General features: G+C 68.4%; 17 protein-coding genes. 9 read left to right on the forward strand and 8 right to left on the reverse strand.

Annotated elements, in window-relative coordinates; all coding sequences use genetic code 11:
- Position 1: 1 nt before the first annotated feature.
- From MW290_RS02265 to MW290_RS02285, 5 genes are all read right to left on the reverse strand, one after another.
- Complete coding sequence (locus MW290_RS02265; RefSeq protein ID WP_250195700.1) at positions 2-808, reverse strand: hydratase; 807 nt, start codon at positions 806-808, stop codon at positions 2-4.
- Entirely contained in the window at positions 805-3,927 is a 3,123-nt protein-coding gene (locus MW290_RS02270) for an efflux RND transporter permease subunit (RefSeq protein WP_250195701.1), read from the reverse strand. The genes MW290_RS02265 and MW290_RS02270 overlap by 4 nt, the downstream gene beginning before the upstream one ends.
- A 32-nt stretch (positions 3,928-3,959) precedes the next feature.
- Positions 3,960-5,138, reverse strand: coding sequence for an efflux RND transporter periplasmic adaptor subunit (locus tag MW290_RS02275; RefSeq protein ID WP_250195702.1), 1,179 nt, complete (start codon positions 5,136-5,138; stop codon positions 3,960-3,962).
- A 14-nt stretch (positions 5,139-5,152) separates the two neighbouring features.
- On the reverse strand, positions 5,153-6,589 hold the full coding sequence (locus MW290_RS02280) for an efflux transporter outer membrane subunit (protein ID WP_250195703.1): 1,437 nt from the start codon (positions 6,587-6,589) through the stop codon (positions 5,153-5,155).
- Positions 6,590-6,652: 63 nt separating this feature from the next.
- Entirely contained in the window at positions 6,653-7,375 is a 723-nt protein-coding gene (locus tag MW290_RS02285) for a beta/alpha barrel domain-containing protein (protein WP_250195704.1), read from the reverse strand.
- 137 nt (positions 7,376-7,512) lie between these two features.
- On the opposite strand from MW290_RS02285, the gene MW290_RS02290 reads away from it, so the two are divergent.
- Positions 7,513-10,263, forward strand: a complete 2,751-nt coding sequence (locus MW290_RS02290; protein ID WP_250195705.1) for a M1 family metallopeptidase — start codon at positions 7,513-7,515, stop codon at positions 10,261-10,263.
- Positions 10,264-10,290: 27 nt separating this feature from the next.
- On the opposite strand, the gene hisN is transcribed toward MW290_RS02290, so the two are convergent.
- On the reverse strand, positions 10,291-11,061 hold the full coding sequence (gene hisN, locus MW290_RS02295) for a histidinol-phosphatase (RefSeq protein WP_250195706.1): 771 nt from the start codon (positions 11,059-11,061) through the stop codon (positions 10,291-10,293).
- A gap of 126 nt (positions 11,062-11,187) precedes the next feature.
- Between hisN and MW290_RS02300 the strand changes: the two genes are divergently transcribed.
- The 8 genes from MW290_RS02300 (at position 11,188) to MW290_RS02335 (ending at position 22,097) form a co-directional block, all read left to right on the forward strand.
- Positions 11,188-12,207, forward strand: a complete 1,020-nt coding sequence (locus tag MW290_RS02300; RefSeq protein ID WP_250195707.1) for an ABC transporter substrate-binding protein — start codon at positions 11,188-11,190, stop codon at positions 12,205-12,207.
- A 13-nt stretch (positions 12,208-12,220) separates the two neighbouring features.
- Positions 12,221-13,237 carry an ABC transporter ATP-binding protein gene (locus MW290_RS02305; RefSeq protein ID WP_250195708.1) on the forward strand — a complete coding sequence of 339 codons (1,017 nt, stop codon included), beginning with the start codon at positions 12,221-12,223 and terminating at the stop codon, positions 13,235-13,237.
- Positions 13,234-14,871, forward strand: coding sequence for an ABC transporter permease subunit (locus tag MW290_RS02310; protein ID WP_250195709.1), 1,638 nt, complete (start codon positions 13,234-13,236; stop codon positions 14,869-14,871). The genes MW290_RS02305 and MW290_RS02310 overlap by 4 nt, the downstream gene beginning before the upstream one ends.
- Positions 14,872-14,904: 33 nt before the next feature.
- Entirely contained in the window at positions 14,905-15,681 is a 777-nt protein-coding gene (locus tag MW290_RS02315; RefSeq protein WP_250195710.1) for a DeoR/GlpR family DNA-binding transcription regulator, read from the forward strand.
- Positions 15,682-15,824: 143 nt separating this feature from the next.
- The gene (locus MW290_RS02320; RefSeq protein WP_250195711.1) at positions 15,825-16,514 is read left to right on the forward strand and encodes a PEP-CTERM sorting domain-containing protein; all 690 of its coding nucleotides are present in this window, start codon (positions 15,825-15,827) and stop codon (positions 16,512-16,514) included.
- Positions 16,515-16,548: 34 nt separating this feature from the next.
- A complete protein-coding gene (locus MW290_RS02325) occupies positions 16,549-17,115 on the forward strand; it encodes a PEP-CTERM sorting domain-containing protein (RefSeq protein ID WP_250195712.1) in 567 nt (188 codons plus the stop codon).
- Between the two features lie 20 nt (positions 17,116-17,135).
- Positions 17,136-19,328, forward strand: a complete 2,193-nt coding sequence (locus MW290_RS02330; RefSeq protein ID WP_250195713.1) for a phosphocholine-specific phospholipase C — start codon at positions 17,136-17,138, stop codon at positions 19,326-19,328.
- A gap of 510 nt (positions 19,329-19,838) precedes the next feature.
- Entirely contained in the window at positions 19,839-22,097 is a 2,259-nt protein-coding gene (locus MW290_RS02335; RefSeq protein WP_250195714.1) for an nSTAND3 domain-containing NTPase, read from the forward strand.
- Positions 22,098-22,670: 573 nt separating this feature from the next.
- On the opposite strand, the gene MW290_RS02340 is transcribed toward MW290_RS02335, so the two are convergent.
- Both MW290_RS02340 and MW290_RS02345 read right to left on the reverse strand, forming a co-directional pair.
- Positions 22,671-23,126 (reverse strand): fasciclin domain-containing protein, encoded by a 456-nt coding sequence (locus tag MW290_RS02340; protein ID WP_250195715.1) that lies wholly within the window; start codon positions 23,124-23,126, stop codon positions 22,671-22,673.
- Between the two features lie 50 nt (positions 23,127-23,176).
- Positions 23,177-23,692, reverse strand: coding sequence for a fasciclin domain-containing protein (locus MW290_RS02345; protein ID WP_250195716.1), 516 nt, complete (start codon positions 23,690-23,692; stop codon positions 23,177-23,179).
- Positions 23,693-23,822: the final 130 nt, after the last annotated feature.

Consider the following 23,822-nt stretch of genomic DNA (forward strand, 5'->3'; position numbering starts at 1 on the left):
CTCAGGCCACCGCGTCCGCCACCGAGAACACCACCCTCGCCTCCCCCAGCCGGCCCTCGTAGGTACCAGGGGTCATCGTGTCCCAGGGCTTGATCAGCGTGCCGGTGGTCACCAGCGCGCCGGCCGGGATGGCCAGGCCTTGTTCGGCGGCGTGGCGCCAGAAGTGCTGCATGGACACCAGCGGGTCGGTGCGGTCGTCGCCGGCCAGCGCGGGGCCCACCACGTCGCCGTGGTGCCATAGCGTGGCGGGTGCCTGCAGCAGCGGTGACGCCACGCCCTGCGGCAGCGCGTCGCCCAGGATGAAGGCATGGAAGCCGGCGTTGTCGCCGATGAAGCTGGGCACGCCCACCGCCTTGCGGTCGACGAAGCGGCTGCACACCACCTCCACCGCCAGGAAGGCGGCGTCCAGCATGGTGGCGGCGTCGAAGGCTTCGGTGGCCGGTTGGCAGGCGCGGCCGAAGCGCACCGCCACTTCCACCTCCACCGTGAACAGCGCGCCGGTGGGCGGCGCGGCCAGCACCGCGCCCGACTTGTGCACGCAGGGCTCGCGCAGGTAGCCGTAGACCGGGGCGCCGTGCGGCGCGGCCTTCAGGCCGTTGACGCTGGCGCCGGCGATCTTCCAGCCGGCGCTGCCGTCGGCCAGGCGCCGCTGCAGCGCGGCCTGGATGGCATAGCCGGCCTGCACGTCGGCGGGCCGTTCCTCGGCCGGCAGCTCGGCCAGGCGGTGGCGGCGGCGCCAGGCGTCGGCCAGCCGGATGGCCGCGGGCTCGGGGTTGAAGGCGGGCGTGGCGTGGGGGGTCGTGCTCATGGGCGGGGCTCCGTCGCGATGGGCGGCGTGGGGGCCGCAGCCGCGGGCCTGGCCTGCGGCGACTTGAAGGTGTGCCTGCGCAGGAAGTTCACCAGGTCGTCCACATAGGTGAACACCACCGGAATGACCAGCAGGCTGAGGAAGGTGGAGGTGATCAACCCACCGATCACCACGATGGCCATCGGCGCGCGGAAGCTGGGATCGACGCCGATGCCCAGCGCGATGGGCAGCATGCCGGCGCCCATGGCCACCGTGGTCATCACGATGGGGCGGGCGCGCTTGTGGCAGGCGTCCAGCAGCGCTTCCCAGCGGGTCATGCCGCGGTCACGGCGGGCCACGATGGCGTACTCGACCAGCAAGATGGAGTTCTTGGTGGCAATGCCCATCAGCATGATCATGCCGATCATCGACGGCATGGTGAGCGCGGTGCTGGTGACGAACAGCGCCAGCGCCGCCCCCGGCAGCGACAGCACCAGCGCCGCCAGGATGGTGACCGGCTGCACGAAGTCCTTGAACAGCAGCACCAGCACGATGTAGATGCACAGCACGCCGGTGAGCATGGCCAGCGCAAAGCTCTGGAACAGCTCGCCCATCGCCTCGGCATCGCCCACCGCGGTGACGATGACGCCCGGCGGCAGGTTGCGCAGGCTGGGCATGGCCAGGGCCTGCTTCTCCACCTGGCCCAGCGGTACCTGGTTCAGCTCGATCTCGAAGTTGATGTTGCGCAGCCGGTCGTAGCGGCCGATGACGGCCGGGCCGCTGCCCATGCTGATGTCGGCCACGTTGCCCAGCATCACCGGCCCGCGTGCGCCCGGCACCGCCAGGCGCGCGATCAGGTCGGGGTCCTGCCGGGCCTCGTCCTTCAGCTTCACCAGCACCGGCACCTGCCGCTGCGACAGGTTGAGCTTGGGCAGGTTCTGCTCGTAGTCGCCGGCGGTGGCGATGCGCAGGGTGTCGGCAATGGCGGCCGAGGTGACGCCCAGGTCGGCCGCGCGTGCGGGGTCGGGCCGCACGATCAGCTCGGGCTGCACCAGGCTGGCGGTGGAGGTGACGTTGCCGATGCCCGGGATGGTGCGCAGGTCGGCCATCACCTTGCTGGCATGGGCGGCCAGGGTGTCGCCGTCTTCCCCGGCCAGCACCAGCACGTATTTCTCGGACGACGCCCCCAGGCCCACCTTGAAGCGCGCGCCCGGCAGCACCGCCAGCGCCTGGCGGTACTGCTCTTCCACCGCCTGCTTGGGCAGGCCGGGCCGATCGCTGCGCGGCGTGATGTTGATGGTGAGCGTGGCCTTGCGCACCTGGGCCGCACCGGCCGGCGCGAACGGGTCGCCGCCCGAGCTGCCGCCGCCCACCGCGGTGTAGATGAGCTTGGTGTGCGGGTTGCGCTGCACGATCTCGCGCGCCTGCTCGGCCACCGCCATGGTTTGCTTGAGCGTGGCGCCCGGCGGCAGCTCGATGCTCACCTGCGTCTGCGACAGGTCGTCGGGCGGCATGAAGCCGGTGGACAGCAGGCCCATCAGCCCCAGCGAGCCGAAGAAGAACACGATGGTCATCAGCGTGGTCAGCACGCGATGGCGCAGGCACCAGGCCGCGGCAGCCATGTAGCCACGCATCACGCGGCCGTCGCTTTCTTCATGGCCGCTGGCGCGCAGGATGTAGGCCGACATCATCGGCGTGAGCATGCGGGCCACCACCAGCGAAGCGAACACCGCGATGGCCGCCGTCCAGCCGAACTGCACGAAGAACTTGCCCGGCACGCCGCCCATGAAGGCGGTGGGCAGGAACACGGCGATCAGCGTGAAGGTGGTGGCGATCACCGCCAGGCCGATCTCGTCGGCCGCCTCCATCGCGGCCTGGTACGGCGTCTTGCCCATGCGCAGGTGGCGCATGATGTTCTCGATCTCGACGATGGCGTCGTCCACCAGGATGCCCACCACCAGCGACAGCGACAGCAGCGTGACCACGTTGATGCTGAAGCCCAGCAGGTGCATGCCCGCGAAGGCCGGCAGGATGGACAGCGGCAGCGCCGTGGCAGCCACGAAGGTGGCGCGCCAGTCGCGCAGGAACAGCCACACCACGATGACGGCGAGGATGGCGCCCTCGTACATCAGCCGCATCGAGCCCTCGTAGTTCTCGACCACCGGGTCGACGAAGTTGAAGGCCTCGGTGATGGTGATGTCGGGGTGCGCGGCCTTCAGCGTCTCGAGCTTGGCGCGCACGCCGTCGGCCACGGCCACCTCACCCGCGCCGCGGCTGCGGGTGATCTCGAAGCCCACCACCGGCTTGCCGTTGAGAAAGGCGGCCGAGCGCACCTCGGCCACGCTGTCGCGCACGCTCGCAATCTGGTCCAGCCGCACGCGGCGGCCGTCGGACAGCGGCACCTCCATGCGGGCCAGTTCATCCGCCGTGGCCACGGTGGCGATGGTGCGCACCGACTGCTCGGCGCCGCCCAGGTCGGTGCGGCCGCCGGAGGCTTCCTGCTGCACCTGGCGCAGCTGGCGCGAGACATCGGCCGCGGTGGCGTTGAGGGCCAGCATGCGCGCCGGGTCCAGCTCCACCGCCACCTGGCGGGTGACGCCGCCCACGCGCGAGACGGCGCCCACGCCGGGCACGCTGAGCATGCTCTTGGCCACGTCGTGGTCGACGAACCAGGACAGCGCCTCGTCGTCCATGCGGCTGGAAGCGACGGTGTAGGTGAGGATGGGCAGGCCCGACAGGTTGATCTTGGAGATCACCGGGTCGCGCAGCTCGCCCGGCAGGTCGCTGCGGATGCGGGCCACTGCGTCACGCACGTCGTCCACCGCCTCCTGCGTGTTCTTCTCCAGCCGGAACTCCACCGTGGTGCTCACCAGCCCGTCGGACACCGAGGTGTAGATGTGCTTGATGTCCTGCAGCGTGGCGATGGAGTTTTCCAGCTTGCGGGCGACCTCGGTCTCCAGCTGCGCGGGCGAAGCGCCGGGCAGCGTGGCGGTGACGATCACCATCGGCAGGTCGATGTCCGGGAAGTTCTGGATCTTCATCGCCCGGAACGACATCAGCCCCGCCAGCGTGAGCATGACGAACAGCAGGATGGCCGGCGTGGGATTGCGGATCGACCAGGACGAAACGTTGATGGCCATGCGGGCTACCTTGCTTGTCTAGACGAGTGGGCTCAGCGGGACGCGGCGGCGGCCGGCGCCGGTGCAGCGCTCACCACGCTGACGATGTCGCCGTCGGTGAGGAAGCCCACGCCCTGGGCCACCACGCGGGCCTGGGCGTCCAGGCCGCCCAGCACTTCCACCTGGTCGCCCAGCCGGCGGCCCAGCTGCACCTTCAGCTGGCGCACGCGCCAGTCGTTGCCGCCGACCTGGCTTTCCAGCGCGAACACGTACTGGAAGCCGTCGCGCAGCGCCACCGCCGCCTGCGGCAGCGCCAGCGCGGGCGTGGCCCCCAGCTGGAACTCGCCGCGCGAGAACATGCCCGCGCGCACGGTGGACGAGGCGCCGGCCTGCGCCGAGCTCAGGTCCACGTACACCAGGCCGTTGCGCGTCTGCGCATCGACGGTGGGCGCCACCATGCGCACCGTGCCGGCGGTGCTGCTGCCATCGGGCAGCTGCAGCGTGGCCTTCATGCCCGGGCGCAGCTGGGAGAGTTCAGCCGCCGTCACCTCGGCGCGCCACTCCAGCCGGCCGCCACGGATCAGGCGGAACAGCTCCTGGCCGTTGCCGGCCACCGCGCCCACCGTGGCCAGCCGGGCCGAGATCACGCCATCGTCGGGCGCGGTGATGGTGGTCTTGGCCAGGCGCAGCTGGTCGCTCTGCAGCCGGGCGCGCTGGGCCAGCAGCCGGGCCTGCGCGGTCTTCTCGGCCGTCAGGTACTGGTTGATCTGCTGGGCGCTGATGGCGCCGGTGGTCTGCAGCTGGCGGGCGCGCTCGGCATTGGCCTGCGCCTCGGCCAGCGTGGCCTCGCTCTCGGCCAGCGCGGCGCGCGTCTGCGCCAGCTCCACCTGCACCGTGTCCACCGCCATGCGGGCCAGCACCTGGCCACGCTTGACGCGGTCGCCCACGTTCACCAGCACCTCGGCCAGGCGGTAGCCGCCCTGCTCGGCGCTGACGATGGATTCCTGCCAGGGCGCGATGCTGCCGTTGGCGCTGAGGGTGCGTGCCCAGCTGGCGGTGGCCGGCTGGATGGCGGTGACGGTGAGCGCCGCCTTGGCGGCCGAGGCCGCACCGGCGGGCGCCGAAGCCGCGGTGGCGGGTGTGGCGTCGGTGGGGCCGCCTTCCTTCTTGCCGCAGGCGGCCAGCGTGGCCAGCAGCGCCAGCGCGGTGGTGGCCAGGGCCAGGCGGTGCATGTTCGTCGTCCGGATCAATTGGCTTCCCTCGTGTTGTTGGGCGCCGCAGCCACCGGCTGCCAGCCGCCGCCCACCGCCTTGTAAAGCGCCAGCCAGGCGGCCACGCGCTCACGCCGCACCTGCACCAGGTTGGCATCGGCCACCAGCGCGTTGCGCCGGGCCTGTTCCAGGTCGAGCAGGCTGCCGGTGCCCACCTGGAACTGCGTCTGCGCCGCGGCCAGGAACTCGGCATAACCGGCCGACGCGCGGCGGGCATCTTCTTCGCGCTGCTGGGCAGCCTGCAGCCGCACCAGCGCCTCTTCCACCTCGCGCGCGGCGCTCAGCACCTGGGCACGCCAGCCGGCCACGGCTTCTTCGTACCGGGCCTGGGCCGCGTCCACCGCGGCGCTGCGGCGGCCGCCGTCGATCAGCGGCGCCAGCAGCCCGGGGCCGAAGCTCCAGGTGTCGCCGTTGAAGGTGTTACCGCCGGCGCGCACCGCCGCGCGGCCGATGGAGCCGGTGAGCGACAGGCGCGGCAGCCGGTCGGCCTGGGCCGCGCCCACGTCGGCCGAGGCCGCGGCCACCTCACGTTCGGCGGCGGCCACGTCGGGCCGCTGGGCCAGCACCTGGGCGGGCACGGCCGGCACCTCGAAGCCTTGCGGCTGCGGCAGCCGGCCCTGCGCCTCGGCCAACTGGCTGCGCAGGCCGGGCTCGGGCTCCACCACCAGGGCCGACAGCTGCTTGACGAGCACGTCGCAATCGGCCTGCTGCGCCCGCACGCGGTTGCTGGCCTCGGCGGCGGTGGCGCGGGCCAGCGCGCCGTTGGCCGGCGCCTGGAAGCCGGCCTGCACCAGGCGGGCGGTGAGGTCGCTGGTCTGGCCGGCGGACTTCGCGTCCTGCTGGTAGACGGCCAGCGCCGCCTCGCAGGCGCGCAGGCCCACGTAGGTGTTGGCCACCTCGGCGGCCAGGCTCACGCGGGCGTTGTGCCACTGCGCATCGGCACCGGCGGCGCGGGCCTCGGCGGCAGCGCGGTTCTGGCGGTTGTAACCGAAGAGGTCGATCTCCCAGCTGGCGTCGAGCGTGGCGGTGCCGGCGGTCTGCTGGCCGGGCGTGGGCGGCAGCTGGGTGCTGGAACGCTGCACGCCAGCATTGGCATTGAGCTGCGGCGACAAGGCCGCCCCGGCGATGCGGGCCGAGGCCCGGGCCTGGGTGATGCGCGCCGCGGCCTGGGCCAGCGTAGGGTTGCGCTGCTGCGCCTGGTCCACCAGGCGCGGCAGCAGCGGGTCGTCGAAGCGCTGCCACCAGCCGGCCAGCTCGGCGGTGCTGCCGCCATGCGGCAAGCTGGCCTGCCATTGCGGCGGCACCGTGTCGGTCGGCGGCGTGGCCGGCGGCGGGCTGGCGCAGGCGGCGAGCAGCAGGCTCAGCGCCAGGGCGATCGCGGGGCCGCACAGGCGTGAATCAGGTGATGTCATGGCTCGGTGAGTCAGGGCGCACAGTCAGGCGCGCCGCAGTGTATCGGCCGCGCCTGGGGCGCCTCAGCGCGTGGGCAGCAGCCGCATCAGCTGCGACTCGGCCCAGCTGTGCTGCGCCTTGTCGTCGTTGTGCGCTGCCTTGGGCACCGCCAGGTCGAAGAAGAATCCCCTGGCCGCTGCCAGCGGGTAGCCCGCCAGTTGCTGCAGGCGGTCGCCCACCAGCACCGGCAGGCCGGCCAGGAAGGTATCCACCCGCTGCAAGCTGGCCTGCGACAGCTTGGCGTTCGGGTCCAGGGCCGAGTCGATCTCGAACTGGAACCAGGCGACGCCAACCTGCTGCAGCGCTTGGTACGGCGCCTCGTCGTCGATGAACGACAGGTCGTCGGCCAGCAGGAAGAAGCCGTTGGCCACCTTGGGGCAGCGGATGGCCTGCAGCCGCGCCAGGTCGTCGGCAAAGTCGGGCGCCTTGGCCACGTCCGCCGGCGTGAACTCGAAATGGCTGGCACCCAGGTCCTGCACCAGCGCGTCGATCTGCTGCGGCGTGTGCTGCCGCCAGTCGGCCAGCGCCACGGCCAGCGGCAGGTCGGGCACCGCCGCGCGGATGGCCAGGGCCTGCGCCAGGCTCACGCACGGGGGCGCATCGCCCACGCACACGCCCGCCATGTCGATGCGCTGGGCCAGCCGCTGGGCCTGCGCCGCCGACTGCAACTGGTTCACCTTGATCACGCTCGCCTCCGCGACCATCGCCCAATGCGCCATGGTGTCCAGCCCAGTGGGCGGCCACATCCCCCAAGGGCCGGATGCACACACGCCCGACGGAGGGGAAGTTGTGAACAGAGGTCACGGCTGCCGGACTAGGGACAGCCAAGGTGCAGGGGGCCGCTAAAGTGGACCGCACCTTGCCCCTTGATCCAGGAATCGCGATGACGTCTGCCGTTGCCGCCCGCACCCGCCTTGCCACGCCGCCGCTGCGGCCCTTCTTCCACCGGCGCCGCCATGCGCTGTATGCCGCCTGCCTGCTGGCCCTGGCCACGCTAGGCGGGCTGGGCGCTGCGCCACCCGCGCAGGCCCAGGCCCGCTTCGACTTCGCGGCCACGCCCGGCCGCCTGAGCAAGCAGGTGGTGCCCACGCACTACCAGCTGCTGATCGAGGCCGACCCGGCGCGCGACGACTTCCGTGGTGAGGTGACCATCGTGGTGGACGTGCGCAAGCCCACGGACGCCATCGTGCTCAACGCGCACCAGCTGCAGGCCACCGGCGCGATGCTGAACGACGCCAGCGGCCTGCGCCCGATGAAGGTGCTGCCCGATGAGGCGCGCCAGACCTGGCGCCTGGTGCCGGAAGACGGCAAGCCCATCGCCGCGGGCAGCCAGCGCATCGAGATCGATTACACCGGCGTGGTGCAGAAGACGGGCCAGGGCCTGTACCGCGCCGAGTACCGCGACATCACCGCCGCGCCCGATGCACCGCTGGCGCGCACCCTGGCCACGCAGCTGGAAGCCATCTACGCCCGCAGCGTGCTGCCCTCGTTCGACGAGCCGGTGTTCCGCGCCGTGTTCGAGCTGAGCGTGCGCGCGCCTGCCGGCCAGCAGGTGGTGGCCAACATGCCGCTGCAATCACAGGTGCCCGAGGCCGACGGCCGCGTGCTGTACCGTTTTGCGCCCACGCCGCCGATGCCCAGCTACCTGCTGGCCTTCACCATCGGCCGCTTCGACCTGCTGGAAGGCAGCGCCGGCACGCTGCCGCTGCGCATCCTCACCGCGCCGGGCAAGCGTGAGCAGGCCCGCTTCGCGTTGCAGGCCACCGAGCAGCTGATGGGCCACTATGCCGACTACTTCGGCGTGCCCTACGCGCTGCCCAAGCTGGACCAGCATGCGGTGCCCAGCACCCGCTGGGGCGCGATGGAGGACTGGGGCCTGATCTCCTACGCCGAAAGCGGCCTGCTGTTCGACCCCGCGCGCAGCAACCCGGACACCCAGCGCCGCGTGTTCAACCTGCTGGCCCACGAAATCGCGCACCAGTGGTTCGGCAACCTGGTCACCGCCGCCTCGTGGGAAGAGATCTGGCTGAACGAAGCCTTCGCCACCTGGATGGCCACCCGCGCCTCCGACCACTTCCACCCTGAGTGGCAGGTGCGGCTGCGCGAGCGCGGCTGGGTGGAAGAGGCGATGGACGAGGACAGCGGCCAGGCCACGCGGGCCATCCGCTCGGGCCGAGTGGACGAGCACGCCATCTGGGACGTGTTCGACAACATCACCTATGCCAAGGGCGGCGCGGTGCTGTCGATGATCGAGCAGTGGCTGGGCCCCCAGGTGTTCCAGAAGGGCCTGGCCACCTACATGGCCGACCGCCAGTACAGCAATGCCACCGCCGGCGACCTGTGGCACCACATCGGCCAGGCGGCCGGGCGCGACGTGCGCCGCGTGGCCGCCAGCTGGACCGACCAGCGCGGCTTTCCGGTGGTGCAGGTGGCCAGCCGCTGCGCCGCCGGCCAGACCGAGGTCACGCTGTCGCAGCGCCGCTTCGTCACCGGCGCGGCCGACCGCATGCAGCGCACCTGGCACATCCCGGTGCGGCTGGCGCGCGGCGACCAGGTGCAGACGGTGATGCTGGACCAGCCCCGGCGCACGCTGCGCCTGCCCGGCTGCAGCGACGAGCCGCTGGTGGCCAACGCCGGTGGCCGCGGCTTCTACCGCGTGCAGTACGGCCCGGCGCAGCTCAAGGCGCTGGCCCGCGCCTTGCCCGCGCTGGCGCCGGCCGACCGGGTGACGGTGATGGCCGATGCACTGGCCCTGGCCCGCACCGGCGCCACGCCGCTGGCCGGCTGGTTCGAGCTGCTGGCCGCCACGCCGCAGGTGCAGGACGACAGCCGCGCCGCCCTGCTGGGCATGGCCATGCGCGGGCTGCAGCAGCTGGACGCGGTGATGGCCGGCCTGCCGGTGCAGGCCCCGCTGCGCGAGGCTGCACGCGCCTTGCTGGCCCCCGAGCTGGCGCGGCTGGGCTGGTCAGCGGCCGAGGGCGAAGGCTCCGAGCCCCGGGCGCTGCGCAACCAATTGATCCGCCAGCTGGCCATGTTCGGTGACGCGCAAGTGCTGGCCGAGGCCCGCCAGCGCTTTGATGCCGACGTGGCCGGCCGCGAGCCGCTGCCCGCGGCCATCCGCAGCGGCGTGATCGGCGCGGTGGGTGCGCAGGCCGATGGCGAGCGTTTTGCGCAGCTGCTGCAGCGGCTGCAGCAGGCCGACAGCGACGAGGACCGCTGGACCTATGCGCGGGCCCTGGCCTCGACCACCGACGAGGCGCAACTGCGCCGGTTGCTCAGCGCCGCGCTGTCGGGCGTCACCTCACCCAATGTGTCGTCGGCCATCCCGTCGATGGCGGGCGACCTGGGCCCGCTGGGCGAGGTGGCCTACCGCCACGTGCTGGACCACTGGGCCGACTACGAGAAGCTGTCCGGCATGCAGGGCCGGCAGTACCTGCTGCCGGGCTCGGCCTCGCGCTTCGTGCAGCCGGCCCAGGCCCAGGCCCTGGTCGACGACCAGGCCCGCCTGGTGGGCAAGGGCGGCGCGCTGACCGCCGGCCGCCAGGCCGAGCAGATCCGCCTGCATGCCCGCATGCGCGAGCGTGATGCAGCGGCGCTGGAAAAGCTGCTGGCCGGCTGGCAGCCGCAGCATTGACGCCACTCGCTGCCGGCGCGCTGGGGCTCAGCCGGCCAGCATCGCCAACGCCGCCTGGTGCAGCGCCGGCGTGGCCGCCGCCACCACGCGACCGTCGGAGTCCATCGTCAACGGCCGGCCCTGCCAGTCGGTCATCACGCCGCCCGCGGCTTGCACCAGGCCGGCCACGGCCAGGTAGTCGTAGGGCTGCAGGCTGGCTTCCACCACCAGGTCGACGGTGCCGCCGGCCAGCTGCGCATAGCTGTAGCAGTCACCGCCAAAGCGGCGCAGCGCACAGTGCCGGCTCAGCGCATCGAAGCGCGGCCATTCATCCGCGCTGAACACGTCGGGTGAAGTGGTGAAGATGCGGGCCTGCGCCAGCGCGGTGCAGCCGCTCACGCGCACCGGCTGGCCGTTGCACCAGGCGCCTTCGCCCACCACGCCCACCCAGCGCTCCTTGAGCACCGGCATGTCCACCAGGCCCAGCTGCACACGGCCTTGGTGCATCAGCGCGATCAGCGTGCCCCACAAGGGCGAACCGGTGATGAAGCTCTTGGTGCCATCGATGGGGTCGAGCACCCACACATGAGGCGCGTCCAGCCGCTCGCGGCCGTGCTCTTCGCCCAGGATGCCGTGATCAGGCAGCTCCGCCCGCAGCAGCGTGCGCATCGCGGCTTCCGCCTCGCGGTCGGCCAGCGTCACCGGGCTGGCATCGGCCTTCAGGTCCACCGCCAGCGAGGTGCGGAACAGCGGCAGCGAATGCCCCGCGGCCACGTCGGCCAGGCGGCCGGCGATCGAGATCAGAGGGGGCGTGGACATGCAAAGGCTCCTTGTCAACTTGGTGCAGTCTTGTGGCACGGATGGTGCTTGTGGTGATTGTTGCCAAATCCACAGATTTGCACAAACCCACAACCTCACAAAACAACAGTCCCGCGGAGAACCACCATGCGCGCCCCCACGTTCCCGAAGCTGCATTCCACCATCCCCGCCCTGCTGCTGTCGCTGGCCGGCCTGGCCGCCCATGCCGGCACCATCACCGTCTACACCGCGCTGGAGGAAGACGAGATCAAGGACTACGTGGCCGCCGCCAAGAAAGACCTGCCCGACGTGGACGTGAAGGTGCTGCGCCTGTCCACCGGCGACCTGGGGGCCCGCATCCTGGCCGAGGCCGCCAACCCGCAGCACGACGTGATCTGGGGCTGGGCGCTCACCAACATGCTGGATCCGCGCATCACCGCGCTGCTGGCGCCCTATGCGCCGCAGGGCAGTGACAAGCTCAAGCCCGCCGACAAGGCGGCCGACGGCAAGTGGTTCGCCACCACCGGCTACATGGCGGCCTTCTGCGTCAATACCGAGGTGCTCAAGGCCAAGAACCTGCCGGTGCCCACCAGCTGGAAGGACCTGGCCAACCCCATCTACAAGGGCGAGGTGGTGATGCCCAACCCGGTGTCCTCCGGCACCGGCTACCTGCAGATCGCGGCGCTGCTGCAGTCCAAGGGCAGCAAGGATGGCTGGCAGTACCTGAAGGCGCTGGACGGCAACGTGGCCCAGTACATCAAGTCGGGCTCGCGGCCTTGCAAGGCAGCACGCGCGGGTGAATTCGGCATCGGCACCTCGCTGGCCTTTGCCGCGATGCAGTCGGTGGACGAAGGCTACCCGGTGAAGATGGTGATCCCCAGCGACGGCGCCGGCTACGAGCTGGAAGCCTCGGGCCTGATGGCCAAGGCCCGCAACCCGGCCGATGCCAAGCGCTTCCTCGACTGGACGCTGTCGCCCGGCGCCACCGCGCTGTACGGCAAGTACAAGGAAATCGTCACGCTGCCCGGCGCGCCGCAATCCAAGGCGGCCAAGGCGGCCGGCCTGCCCGCCGACCTGGGCAAGCTGCTGTACCCGATGGACTTTGCCCAGTCGGCCAAGGACCGCGAAAGCATCCTGGCCACCTGGCAGAAGACCATCGGCCGCTGAGGCGCACGCAGCCATGGCACTGCAGATCCGCAACCTGCACAAGAGCTTCGACGGCCAGGTGGCGCTGGAGCGCATCGACCTGGACGTGGGCAGCAGCGAGTTCGTGTGCCTGCTGGGCCCCAGCGGCTGCGGCAAGACCACGCTGCTGCGCATCATCGCCGGCCTGATGGCCGCCGATGGCGGCAGCATCAGCCTGCAGGGCCGCGACCTGGCCGGGCTGCCGGCGCGCGACCGTGGGTTCGGCATCGTGTTCCAGTCGTACTCGCTGTTTCCGCACATGACGGTGGCCGACAATGTGGGCTACGGCCTGCGCATCCGCGGGCAGGGCGGCACGGCCATCACGCAGCGGGTGAACGAGCTGCTGGCCATGGTCAAGCTGCAGGCCTTCGGCCAGCGCTACCCGGGTGAGCTCTCGGGCGGCCAGCAGCAGCGGGTGGCCATCGCGCGGGCGCTGGCGGTCAACCCCTCGCTGCTGCTGCTGGACGAGCCGCTGTCCGCGCTGGATGCGCGGGTGCGCGCCGACCTGCGGCGCGAGCTGCGCGAGGTGCAGCGCAGCCTGGGCATCCCGACGCTGATGGTGACGCACGACCAGGAAGAGGCGATGCAGATGGCCGACACCATCGTCTGCATGAACCAGGGCCGCATCGAGCAGCAGGGCGCACCGCAGGCCTTGTACGAGGCGCCACGCACCCGCTTCGTGGCCGACTTCATGGGCCACAGCAACCTGCTGCCGCCGGCGCAGGCGCAGCGGCTGCTGCCGCAGCTGCCGCCCCTGCCCGAAGGCCTGGCCGCCGAGCAGGCCCTGCTGTGCCTGCGGCCCGAGCGGGTGCGGCTGCAGCCCGAAGCCCCGGCCGGCGCGCTGCAGGCCATGGTCACCGACATCGGCTTTCTGGGCAGCATCCAGCGGGTGCGCGCCCGCTGGCAGGACATCGAGCTGCTGGCCGAGGCCAGCAGCACGCTGCCGCTGGCCCTGGGCCAGACGGTGCCGCTGCACATCGCCGCGGCCGATGGCCGCTGGGTGAAAGCATGAGCGCCGCACGGCTGCCCATGCGCCCGGCCGACCGCTGGCTGCTGCGCGCCTGCCTGGGCCTGCCGCTGCTGGCGCTGCTGATGTTCTTCGGCATGCCGATGCTGGGCATCGGCTGGCGCAGCCTGCTGCAGGACGGCGGCGGCGTCGGTCTGGGCAACTACGCCGCGCTGCTGGACACGCCCGGCGTGTGGCGGGCGCTGGGCAACAGCCTGCTGCTGGGCGCGGCCACCACGGTGGTGGTGCTGGTGCTGGGCTTCGTGCTGGCCTTCGGGCTGGAGCGCACCTGCATGCCGGGCAAGCGCTTCGCGGCCATCGGCCTGGCGCTGCCGATGCTGGCGCCTTCGCTGGTGCTGGGCCTGGGCCTCATCTTCCTGCTGGGGCGCAACGGCATCGTGGGCAAGATGCTGGGCATGCGGCCCGACGTGTACGGCTTCTGGGGCCTGCTGGCCGCCGACGTGCTGTATGCGCTGCCGCAGGCGGTGCTGATCCTGCGGGCGGCGCTGCGCCATGGCGACGCCCGCCAGTACGAAGCCGCCGAGATGCTGGGCGCCAGCCCCTGGCGGCAATTCGTCGACATCACGCTGCCCGGCGTGCGCTATGGCCTGTTGAGCGCGGCCTTCGTGGTGTTCACCATCACCATCACCGACTTCGGCAACGCGGTGGTCATCGGCGGCAACTTCCCGGTGCTGGCCACCGAGATCTACAACCAGGTGAGCGGGCAGATGAAGTTCGGCCTGGGCGCGGTGGTGGGCATCGTGCTGCTGGTGCCGGCGGCGCTGTCCGTGTTCATCGAGCACCTGGCCGCGCGGCGCCAGGCCGGCGTGGGCGCTGAATCGGCGCAGCCGCCGGTGCCGCAGCGCCGTCCGGCGCGCGACAGCGCCTTCTTCGCCGCCATGCTGCTGAGCATCGGCAGCATCTACGCGGTGGTGGTGACGGTGGTGGTGGCCAGCTTCATCCGGCTGTGGCCCTACAAGCTGGACCTGACGCTCAAGCACTACGACATCGACATCGCCGGCGGTTATGCGCCGCTGTGGACTTCGGTGTGGGTGTCGCTGCTGGCGGCCGGGCTGGGCACGGCGCTGCTGTTCATGCTGGCCTTCGGCGTGCAGCGGCTGCCGGGCCGTGCGGCGGCGCTGGCGCGGCTGCTCAGCGCGCTGCCGGTGGCGGTGCCGGGGCTGGTGCTGGGCCTGGCCTACGTGTTCACGTTCAACACCGCCAACCTGCCCTGGGGTGCGCTGTACGGCACCGCGCTGCTGCTGGCGCTGTGCAACTACTACCACTACCACACGCAAGGCTTCGTCACCGTGAGCACCGGCATGCGCACCGTGCCCGCCGCGCTGGAAGACGCCACCCAGGTGCTGGGCGGCGGCACCGGCCGCGTGCTGGCCGACGTGTACCTGCCGGCCATGCGCACCACGCTGCTGGCGGTGGCGGTGTTCCTCTTCATGCGCTCGATGGTCACGCTGTCGGCCGTCATCTTCCTGATCACGCCTTCTCTGTCGGTGGGCGCGGTCACGGTGATGCGGCTGGACGAAGCGGGCTTCACCTCGCAGGCGGCGGCGTTTTCCACCTGCATCATGGCGCTGGTGGGCACGATGGCGTTGCTGCTGCACCTCGCCACACGCCGACACTAGCGCCCTGCCGCACCACCCCACGCGCACACCACCATGCTTCAAGAAGAACGTTTCCTGCGCATCCGCAGCCTGCTGGCCACCTTCTCGCGCGTCAGCGTCGAGCGCATCGCGACCGACCTCGACGTCTCGCGCGAAACGGTGCGCCGCGACCTGGTGCAACTGGAAGAGCTGGGCGAGCTGCGGCGGGTGCACGGCGGCGCGGTGGCGCTGGACGCCGCGCCCGAGCCGCCGATGGCGGTGCGGCTGGCCGCCCGACAGAAAGAAAAGCGGGCCATCGCCAAGGCCGCGGTGGCGCTGCTGCGGCCAGGGCAGACGCTGTTCCTGGACACCGGCAGCACCAATGCCATCCTGGCCGAGGAGCTGGGCAGCCTGAGCGGGATGGTGTTCATCACCAACTCGCTGACCATCGCGCTGAAGCTGGCGCAGCTGCAGGAAGGCCGGGACGCCGGCAACCGCACGCTGCTGCTGGGCGGCGAGATCGACGCCAAGACCCAGGCCACGCACGGCGCCGACACCGTGCACGAGATCCACCGCCTGCGTGCCGACGTGGCCCTGCTGTCGCCGGTGGGCCTGCATGCCCGCCAGGGCGCGATGAGCTTCGAGCACCACGAAGCCGCCATTGCCCGCGCGATGGCGGCGCAGGCCCAGCAGGTGGTGATCCTGGCCGACCACAGCAAGATCGGCCAGACCAGCCGCGTGGCTTATGCGCGGCCAGCCGACATCGACATCGTCATCACCGATGCCAAGGCGCGCGAGCTGCCGGGGCTGGCACCGCTGCGCAAGGCGTGCCAGCAGGTGATGGTCGTCTAGACGTTCTTATGTCCGTCACATTCGCTGGATAACGTAATGCATGACGGGCAAGCCCCACATAACAAGAAGCAGGGCGGAGGCTCGACCGCTGGCGTGCGGCGCCGACCCTGACGCATCCACAGCAACGCCAAGAGGGTAATCACATGAAGTACACGACCGCCCTGGTCGCGGCCGCCGCATGGCTGGCCGCCACCGCTGGCACGGCCCAGGCCGCTGCCTACGACACCAACCTGATCTTCAACGGCGACGCCGAACTGGGCACGGCCGGCTGGCAGACCTATGCCAACACGCCGCTGTTCAGCGCGGTGGACTACGGCCCCAACTGGGTGATGCCCAGCCAGCCCGGGCCCGCCGACCGCGGCAACAACCTGTTCGTCGGCGGCAGCGGCGTGCCCTACGCCGGCGGCTGGCAGACGGTGGACCTGAGCACCAATGCTGCCGCCATCAACGCCGGCCAGGTGAGCTTCCAGGTCTCGGGCTACCTGGGCGGCTGGACCAACCAGGGCGACAACCCGATGCTGTGGGTGACCTTCCAGAACGCGGCCAACCAGATGATCGGTGAAGCGGCGCTGGGCCCGGTGACGCCGGCCGACCGCAACAACACCACGGGCCTGTTCCTGCAGCAGGCCAGCGGCTGGGTGCCCACCGGCACCACCTCGGTCACCTTCAACCTGACGATGCAGAGGCTGGTCAGCGGTGACAACGACGGCTATGCCGACAACCTGGTGTTCACGATCTCGGCCGTGCCGGAACCCGAAACCTACGCGCTGATGCTGGCCGGCCTGGCCGCCGTGGGCGTGGCCGCGCGCCGCGGGCGCCGGGCCTCGCGCTGAATCCCCTTCACACACACAGACACAGGAGTTGAACATGTCTAGACAAGCCAATCACTGGGGCTGCGCCCTGGCCCTCGCCTTCACCCTCATCGCTCCGTTGGCCGGCCATGCCGCCACGGTGCTGAATTTCGACGACCTGTCCGACGGCGCGCTGCCGGCGCAATACGGTGGCCTCGACTGGTCGCAGTCCTTCCTGTCGTTCAGCGACCCGATGCTGTTCCCGGCCCATTCGGGCGACCGCCTGCTGGCCACCGACTGGTCGGCCACCAACGACACCAGCACCATCCGCTTCAACCAGGCGGCCACCTTCCAGGGCGCCTGGTTCTCGGGCTATGAAGACGCGGCGGTGAGCTTCGCCCTCTTCTACCAGGGCCAGCAGGTGGGCAGCTCGGCCCTGCTGCAGCCCGGCAGCACGCCCGCCTTCCTGGCCAGCGGCTACGCCGGCCTGGTGGACGAGGTGCGCGTGCACAGCGCCGCGCACGGCGGCTTCGGCATGGACGACTTCACCTTCACCGCCGCCGTGCCCGAACCCGGCACCTACGCGCTGATGCTGGCCGGCCTGGGCGCCGTCGCCTTCTTCGCCCGCCGCCGCCAGGCTTGAGTCCACCAGGAGCCACCGCCATGACCTCTTCCCAAGACCGCCGCGGCTTCCTGCGCAGCGTGGCCTCGGCCACCGGCGCCACCGCCGTGCTCAGCACCTTTCCGCCGGCCATCCAGCGCGCGCTGGCCATCGAGGCCAACAACCGCACCGGCACGCTGCGCGACGTCGAGCACATCGTGATCCTGATGCAGGAGAACCGCTCGTTCGACCACTACTTCGGCACGCTCAACGGCGTACGCGGCTTCGGTGACCGCTTTCCGATCCCGGTGGCCGATGCCAACGGCATCACCGGCCGCACGGTGTTCGTGCAGCCCAACCCGCAATCGCAACAGCTGCCCGGCCGCCCGCCGGTGGGTGGCCCGCCGGCCATCGCGCCCTTCGCGCTGAACACCAAGCAGACCTTCGCGCACATGCGCGTCGAGGGCACGCCGCACAGCTGGACCGATGCCCAGGCCGCCTGGGACCAGGGCCGCATGAACCGCTGGACGGTGGCCAAGAACAACCACTCGCTGGGCTACTACACCCAGCAGGACATGCCCTTCCAGTTTGCGCTGGCCAACGCCTTCACGCTGTGCGATGCGTACCACGCTTCGTCGCAGACGGGCACCAACACCAACCGCCTGTTCCTGTGGACCGGCACCAACGACGGGCTGGGCCAGGGCAACGGCCCCTCCACCGACAACAGCCACGACTGGTTCAACGAGAACCCGGCCACCGACTACACCTGGACCACCTACCCCGAGCGGCTGCAGGCGGCCGGCATCAGCTGGCAGGTCTACCAGAACATGGCCGACAACTTCACCGACAACTCGCTGGCGGGCTTCAAGGCCTACCGCGATGGTTGGTACAACCGGCCCGGCTACTCGCAGGCGCTGAAGGACCGCGGCATCTCCACCCGCGACCTGGACAAGCTGCGCGAGGACGTGCTGGCCAACAAGCTGCCGCAGGTGTCGTGGATCGTGGCCACCGCCGAAGGCTCTGAACACCCCGGCCCCTCCAGCCCGGCGCAGGGTGCGGACTACACCTCGAAGGTGCTGGAAGCGCTGACCGCCAACCCCGAGGTGTGGAGCAAGACGGTGCTCTTCATCAACTTCGACGAGAACGACGGCTTCTTCGACCACGTGCCGCCGCCGGCCCCGCCGGCCTGGGTGGCCGCGGGCCAGTTTGCCGGCGGCACCACCGCCGATGCACGCGCCGAGTACAACGAGATCCTCAACGGCTCATCGCCCACCTACCTGCACCGCACCTACGGCCTGGGCCCGCGCGTGCCCATGTACGTGGTGTCGCCGTGGAGCAAGGGCGGCTGGGTGAACTCGCAGGTGTTCGACCACACCTCAGTCCTGCGCTTCGTGGAAGCGCGCTTCGGCGTGGCCGAGACCAACATCAGCCCGTGGCGCCGTGCGGTGTGCGGCGACCTGACCAGCGCCTTCAACTTCCGCAACCCGAACGACCACGCCTTCTTCGCGCAGCTGCCGGCCACGCTGGCGCTGGCCGATCAGGCCCGCGCGCTGTCGAAGCGGACCACGCCGCCCACGCCCAGCAGCTTGTCGCTGCCTTCGCAGGCGGTGGGCGTGCGCCCCTCGCGCGCGCTGCCCTATGAGCTGCATGCCACCGCCCGCGTGGTGGCCAACCGCCAGCTGGGCGCCACGCAGGTGGAGCTGACCTTCCGCAACACCGGTGCGCAGGCCGCGGTGTTCCATGTGTACGACCGCAAGAACCTGTCGGCCATTCCGCGCCGCTACACGGTGGAAGCGGGCAAGCAGCTGGTGGGCAGCTGGACGGCCGAGGCCGCCGGCGCCTACGACCTGTGGGTGCTGGGCCCCAACGGCTTTCACCGCCACTTCACCGGCAATGCCCGCCGGGCGGTGTCGGCTGCGCAGCCCAACCCCGACGTGGAAGTGAGCTACGACAAGGCCAGCGGCGACCTGGTGGTGCGCCTGGTCAACACCGGCAGCGGCCCCTGCACCTTCAGCATCGCGGCCAATGCCTACTTCGCGGCCACGCCCGGCGTGTACACCGTGGTGGCCCGCAGCGAACAGCTGGTGCGCTGCCCGCTGGGCGCCAGCAGCCACTGGTACGACTTCACCGTGAAAGTGAACGGCCAGGCCGACTTCAGCCGCCGGTTTGCAGGGCGGATGGAGACCGGCGCAGACGGCATCAGCGACCCGGCGATGGGTGGGGTGGCGCAGGCGGATCAGTTGAAGATCGGCTGATCGGTGGGAGAGGCTGCCGGCCGGAGGGAGGGGGAGCCGTGAGGCGGCCGCAGCATCGGCGCGTGGTTGGCGCGTTGGCTGTGGTCCGCCTCGCCTTTGCAGGGTCAGTGGAGGCAGCAATGAGACTCGACCTTGCGCTGCACCAAGTGGCGGTCGAGACATCGATCAATAAATTGGCCGGGCCACGCGACTTGGCAAGCGCCACTGCTAGGCGCTAGGGCGGGCGACTGTGAAATGGAGCAGAGTCTCCGGAGCAAGGGCCTGAGCCGCTACGCCCTGGATGCCGCCCGCTTACGAGAAGCGCCCGAGATCTAGAGTTGGTTGGAGAGCAGACCGCTTCCTCGTGAGCTTGGAATGCTGTCGCATTGCACTTACCAGTGCATCGGGTCTGCGTGGGGCTTCGGTCGGCTCACTATCTACAGCCTGAACTATAGGACGGCGGAGCAAAAGCCAGTGTGGCGAAGAGATGGGTAGGTCGTAACATCTCATGCAGAACTCCACTGCGCCAAGATGACGACACCTACTTTCAATCTACACATTCTGGGCTGGAAAGCCTTTGAGGATCTTGTGTCGTGTGTGTTCCGGGACATACTTGGCCAGACCCTGCAAACCTTTGCCGAAGGCGCCGATGGCGGACGTGATGCCGCATTCAAAGGTATTTGGTCACCAGAAGCGAACAAGGCCACGGATTACGGCACTTTCTGTGTTCAATGCAAGCACACCAGCAAGGCCTCAAAATCTCTAAACAACAGCGTCGTTAACGGCGAACTAGAGAAGGTCGCCCGTCTTGCGGCTGAAGGACTTTGCGATACCTACTTTTTGGTAACCAACTATTCTCTTCCAGCAAACCTCGCGGGCGAGCTTGAGAAGAATTTTGTCGACGCAGGGGCAAAACGCGCTTTGGTGTATGGCTCCGAATGGTTGGATCAGACCATTGCAGCCAGTCCTCGCCTACGTCGACTCGTACCACGGATTTACGGGCTAGGTGACTTGACGCAAATCATCACACATCAGGCATATGCTCAAGCTCGAAAGGTTCTCGACTCGATTGCGCCAGACTTGGGTTGCTTCGTACCGACATCCGCATATCGAAAAAGTGCGCATGCGCTCCAAGAACACGGATTTGTTTTGCTCATTGGTGAGCCCGCCAGCGGGAAGACGATGATCGCAAACTTGATGGCGCTCTCCGCCGCGGACGAGTGGCAACTGCAAACCATCATGGTGAGTAGTCCCGCGGACTTCTCAAAGTACTGGAACCCAGACGACCCGGGACAGTTCTTGTGGGTGGACGATGCATTTGGAGCTACGCAGTACGACGCGTCTCGCGCCGGAGAGTGGAATCTGCATCTCACGAAACTCAAAGCGGCGATTAAGGCCGGCGCGAGAGTGGTCTTCACTTCCCGTGACTATATATTCGCAGCAGCCAAGCGCGATTTGAAAGTGAGTTCCTTTGAACTATTCGACGACAGTCGTGTGGTAATCAAGGTTGACGACCTGACGCAGGCTGAAAGAGAGATGATTCTCTACAACCATCTGAAATCGGGCTCCCAGCCGCGCGAGTTCAAGTCACGCGTAAAACCGTTCTTGGAAGCTGCAGCCAAAGTCCCAAAATTCTTGCCCGAGATCTCAAGACGATTTGCTCATCCGAAGTTCACCAAAAAAGTTTCTGGAGACGAAGCGGAAGTCCTTAACTTCTTCGCGGAACCGGTACAAGTGCTTTTGGACGTAGTCGACACACTTGCTGCTTCCGAAAAAGCGGCTTTGGGATTGGTCTTCATCGCAGCTGGAAGGCTGCCGATACCTTTGACAGTGGATGCAAATGTGGCCACCGTGCTCGAATCTCTTGACGTTAGCGTCGGAGAGGTTAAGTCCGCGCTAGTCAGCTTGGACGACTCCCTACTGAAGCGCATCGATGACGCTTCAGTCTCGTACTGGACTTTCCGTCATCCGACGATTCGTGACGCGTACGCCACTATGGTTGGCAGGAATCCGGAACTAATAGATATTTATCTTGCAGGAGTAACCACAAAGCGAATGTTGGCGGAAGTGACCTGCGGTGAAACCTCGATTCAAGGCGTAAAAATCATTGTTCCGCCCACGCGATTTCAAGTGGTTGCAAAGAGATTGGATGACTACACGTGGGAGGACCATTCCTGGCAACACCCGAAGTTAGTCTTCTTAAATAGCCGATGCTCGAACGATTTTCTCGTCATGTATCTTGCAGGAAAGAACATTGACGAACTAATTTCTTTATCTAACATGTCGCCGTATGACAGTGGCATCGGAGTAATCGGCAAGCTAAACCGTGCCGGGCTCCTTGATGAAGGAGTACGGCAGCAAGTCGCCGCTCGCATCGTGCAGACGTGTGAACGGGATCGGACGTGTAAACCACTTGAGTCATCGGCCTTCCGGGCGCTACTCACAGACACCGAATATGAGTCGGCCGCACTAAACATTGGCGTTGACGTGCTAGCAAATGGTACGCAGTTGATTGAAGACCTGAAGAACGAGTGGGACACTGAAAGTGATCCATTCGATGTCTTCTATGAAATCAATAGAACGCTGGACTTTATCGAAAGTGAGGACTTATTTGACGAAGACCAGCAGGCTGAGGCAGCGAATCTGCGAGAGCTAGTTGAAGAGGCTCAACGGGAATTACAAGAGCGATACGAGGGAACGCCTTATCAAAAACTGGAAGCTGAGGAGGCTGTCCAAGCAACGCCCACGACCAATAAAAGCAAAAGTGTGTTCGACGACGTGGACGAGTAGTCGCGACCGCGATTCAGCCTCTCTTTTCGTTCTGACATGGGTTTCAATAGCCGGGCCTAGGCTTTCTAGGCGCCATGCGGAGCGTTCATCTCAATCTACGGTTCTACACATTCTATGAAGTCCAAGGATCCTTAGCGGGTCCCGTTCGCCCGTCTCAACACGCTCATCGAACCGGCGTAGTCGACGCTGAGTGCCTCCTGGTCCCCGACCCTCAGTCAAACGGAGTCACGAAGGGGTTGCGGAAAAGAGTAGCCGTTAGTTTGGACCGGACTCACCAACTCGTTAAGCGAACTTGTCGCTTGCGAGAATGTCAACGCAAAGCTTTTGCACCTAACAGCACCGCGCCTCCGCAGGCACCGCGCCAAATCCCTAAGTGCCAGACGCCCACAGGATCGCAAGCGAACAGGCCAGACGCGGCATGGTGCGACAGACTACGCCAGTGCATCCCCTTCGAGAGTTTCACGTGCCGCCGAAAACAGAAACTTCAAGTTTGCACCGGCCCAGTGCCGCCGCACATGCGCCAGCGCCAAGCGCCCGGGCTCACATACACCCAGCCGCCCGGGGCCCTGCCTCTTACTTCGCCGGCATGATCACCGCATCAATCACGTGGATCACGCCATTGCTGGCCGCGATGTCGGTCTTCACGACATTGGCCTTGTCCACCTTCACGCCGCCGGTGGTGCTGACGGTCAACTCGGAGCCTTCCACCGTCTTCACCTTGCCGGCCTTGACGTCGGCGGCCATCACCTTGCCGGGCACCACGTGGTAGGTCAGCACCTTGGTCAGCGCGGCCTTGTCCTTCAGCAGCGCGTCGAGCTGCGCCTTCGGCACCTTGGCAAAGGCTTCGTCGGTGGGCGCGAACACGGTGAACGGGCCCGGGCCCTTCAGCGTGTCCACCAGGCCGGCGGCCTTGACGGCGGTGACCAGGGTGTTGAACTGGCCGGCCGACACGGCGGTGTCGACGATGTCGGCGGCCATGGCGGTCATGGCACCCACGCTCAGGGCGGCGGCAATCAGCATCTTCTTCATGGTGGTCTTCCTTCTGGTTTCAGGGGTTGGTGAGGGAGAAAAGAGCGAGGTCACACTGCAGGCAGCAGTACCTTGTCGATGGCGTGGATCACGCCATTGGTGGTTTCGATGTCGGTGGCCACGATGGCGCTTCGGCGGCCACGCGCGTCGGTGATGACGAGGTCGCTGCCGACGGTGAAGGTGCTGCCCTGCAGCGTGGTGATGGGCGTGCCCACCGGCACCTGCGCCTTCAACACCTTGCCGGCCAGCACGTGGTAGGTGAGCACCGTGGTCAGCAGCGGCTTGTTGGCCAGCAGCGCTTCCTTGGTGGTGCCCAGTTCGGTGAGCAGCGCCGCAAAGGCCGCATTGGTGGGCGCGAACACGGTGAACGGGCCGGTGCCGCTGAGGGTGGCCGTCAGGTCGGCGGCCACCACCGCTTCCACCAGGATGCTGAAGTCGGGGCGGCTCTGCGCCTCCTGCACGATGTTGCGGTCGTGGTCGTCGTCGTCATTGCCGCAGGCGGCCAACAGCGAGGTGCCGGCGCCCAAGGTCGCGGCCAGCAACAAGGAACGTCTTCTGAACTGCATGGAAGCTCCCGGGTGACTGTGGAGGCTGCATGCTAACCACTTGGTCTCCAAGTAGACTGATCAGTCTCATTCAATACCAATTGGTGTGGATATTGACGAGCGAGTCTTTCCACGCCAACATGGCTTCCGG

The sequence above is a fragment of the Aquincola tertiaricarbonis genome (assembly GCF_023573145.1).
Lineage (GTDB): Bacteria > Pseudomonadota > Gammaproteobacteria > Burkholderiales > Burkholderiaceae_C > Aquincola > Aquincola tertiaricarbonis_B.

Bases quoted from the DNA above. Each gene is read 5' to 3' on its own strand.
- MW290_RS02330 (WP_250195713.1), top strand. From the start codon at position 17,136: ATGACCTCTTCCCAAGACCGCCGCGGCTTCCTGCGCAGCGTGGCCTCG.
- hisN (WP_250195706.1), bottom strand. From the start codon at position 11,061: ATGTCCACGCCCCCTCTGATCTCGATCGCCGGCCGCCTGGCCGACGTG.
- MW290_RS02310 (WP_250195709.1), top strand. From the start codon at position 13,234: ATGAGCGCCGCACGGCTGCCCATGCGCCCGGCCGACCGCTGGCTGCTG.
- MW290_RS02320 (WP_250195711.1), top strand. From the start codon at position 15,825: ATGAAGTACACGACCGCCCTGGTCGCGGCCGCCGCATGGCTGGCCGCC.
- MW290_RS02280 (WP_250195703.1), bottom strand. From the start codon at position 6,589: ATGACATCACCTGATTCACGCCTGTGCGGCCCCGCGATCGCCCTGGCG.
- MW290_RS02315 (WP_250195710.1), top strand. From the start codon at position 14,905: ATGCTTCAAGAAGAACGTTTCCTGCGCATCCGCAGCCTGCTGGCCACC.
- MW290_RS02270 (WP_250195701.1), bottom strand. From the start codon at position 3,927: ATGGCCATCAACGTTTCGTCCTGGTCGATCCGCAATCCCACGCCGGCC.
- MW290_RS02340 (WP_250195715.1), bottom strand. From the start codon at position 23,126: ATGAAGAAGATGCTGATTGCCGCCGCCCTGAGCGTGGGTGCCATGACC.
- MW290_RS02345 (WP_250195716.1), bottom strand. From the start codon at position 23,692: ATGCAGTTCAGAAGACGTTCCTTGTTGCTGGCCGCGACCTTGGGCGCC.
- MW290_RS02290 (WP_250195705.1), top strand. From the start codon at position 7,513: ATGACGTCTGCCGTTGCCGCCCGCACCCGCCTTGCCACGCCGCCGCTG.
- MW290_RS02275 (WP_250195702.1), bottom strand. From the start codon at position 5,138: ATGCACCGCCTGGCCCTGGCCACCACCGCGCTGGCGCTGCTGGCCACG.
- MW290_RS02335 (WP_250195714.1), top strand. From the start codon at position 19,839: ATGACGACACCTACTTTCAATCTACACATTCTGGGCTGGAAAGCCTTT.
- MW290_RS02325 (WP_250195712.1), top strand. From the start codon at position 16,549: ATGTCTAGACAAGCCAATCACTGGGGCTGCGCCCTGGCCCTCGCCTTC.
- MW290_RS02265 (WP_250195700.1), bottom strand. From the start codon at position 808: ATGAGCACGACCCCCCACGCCACGCCCGCCTTCAACCCCGAGCCCGCG.
- MW290_RS02305 (WP_250195708.1), top strand. From the start codon at position 12,221: ATGGCACTGCAGATCCGCAACCTGCACAAGAGCTTCGACGGCCAGGTG.
- MW290_RS02300 (WP_250195707.1), top strand. From the start codon at position 11,188: ATGCGCGCCCCCACGTTCCCGAAGCTGCATTCCACCATCCCCGCCCTG.
- MW290_RS02285 (WP_250195704.1), bottom strand. From the start codon at position 7,375: ATGTGGCCGCCCACTGGGCTGGACACCATGGCGCATTGGGCGATGGTC.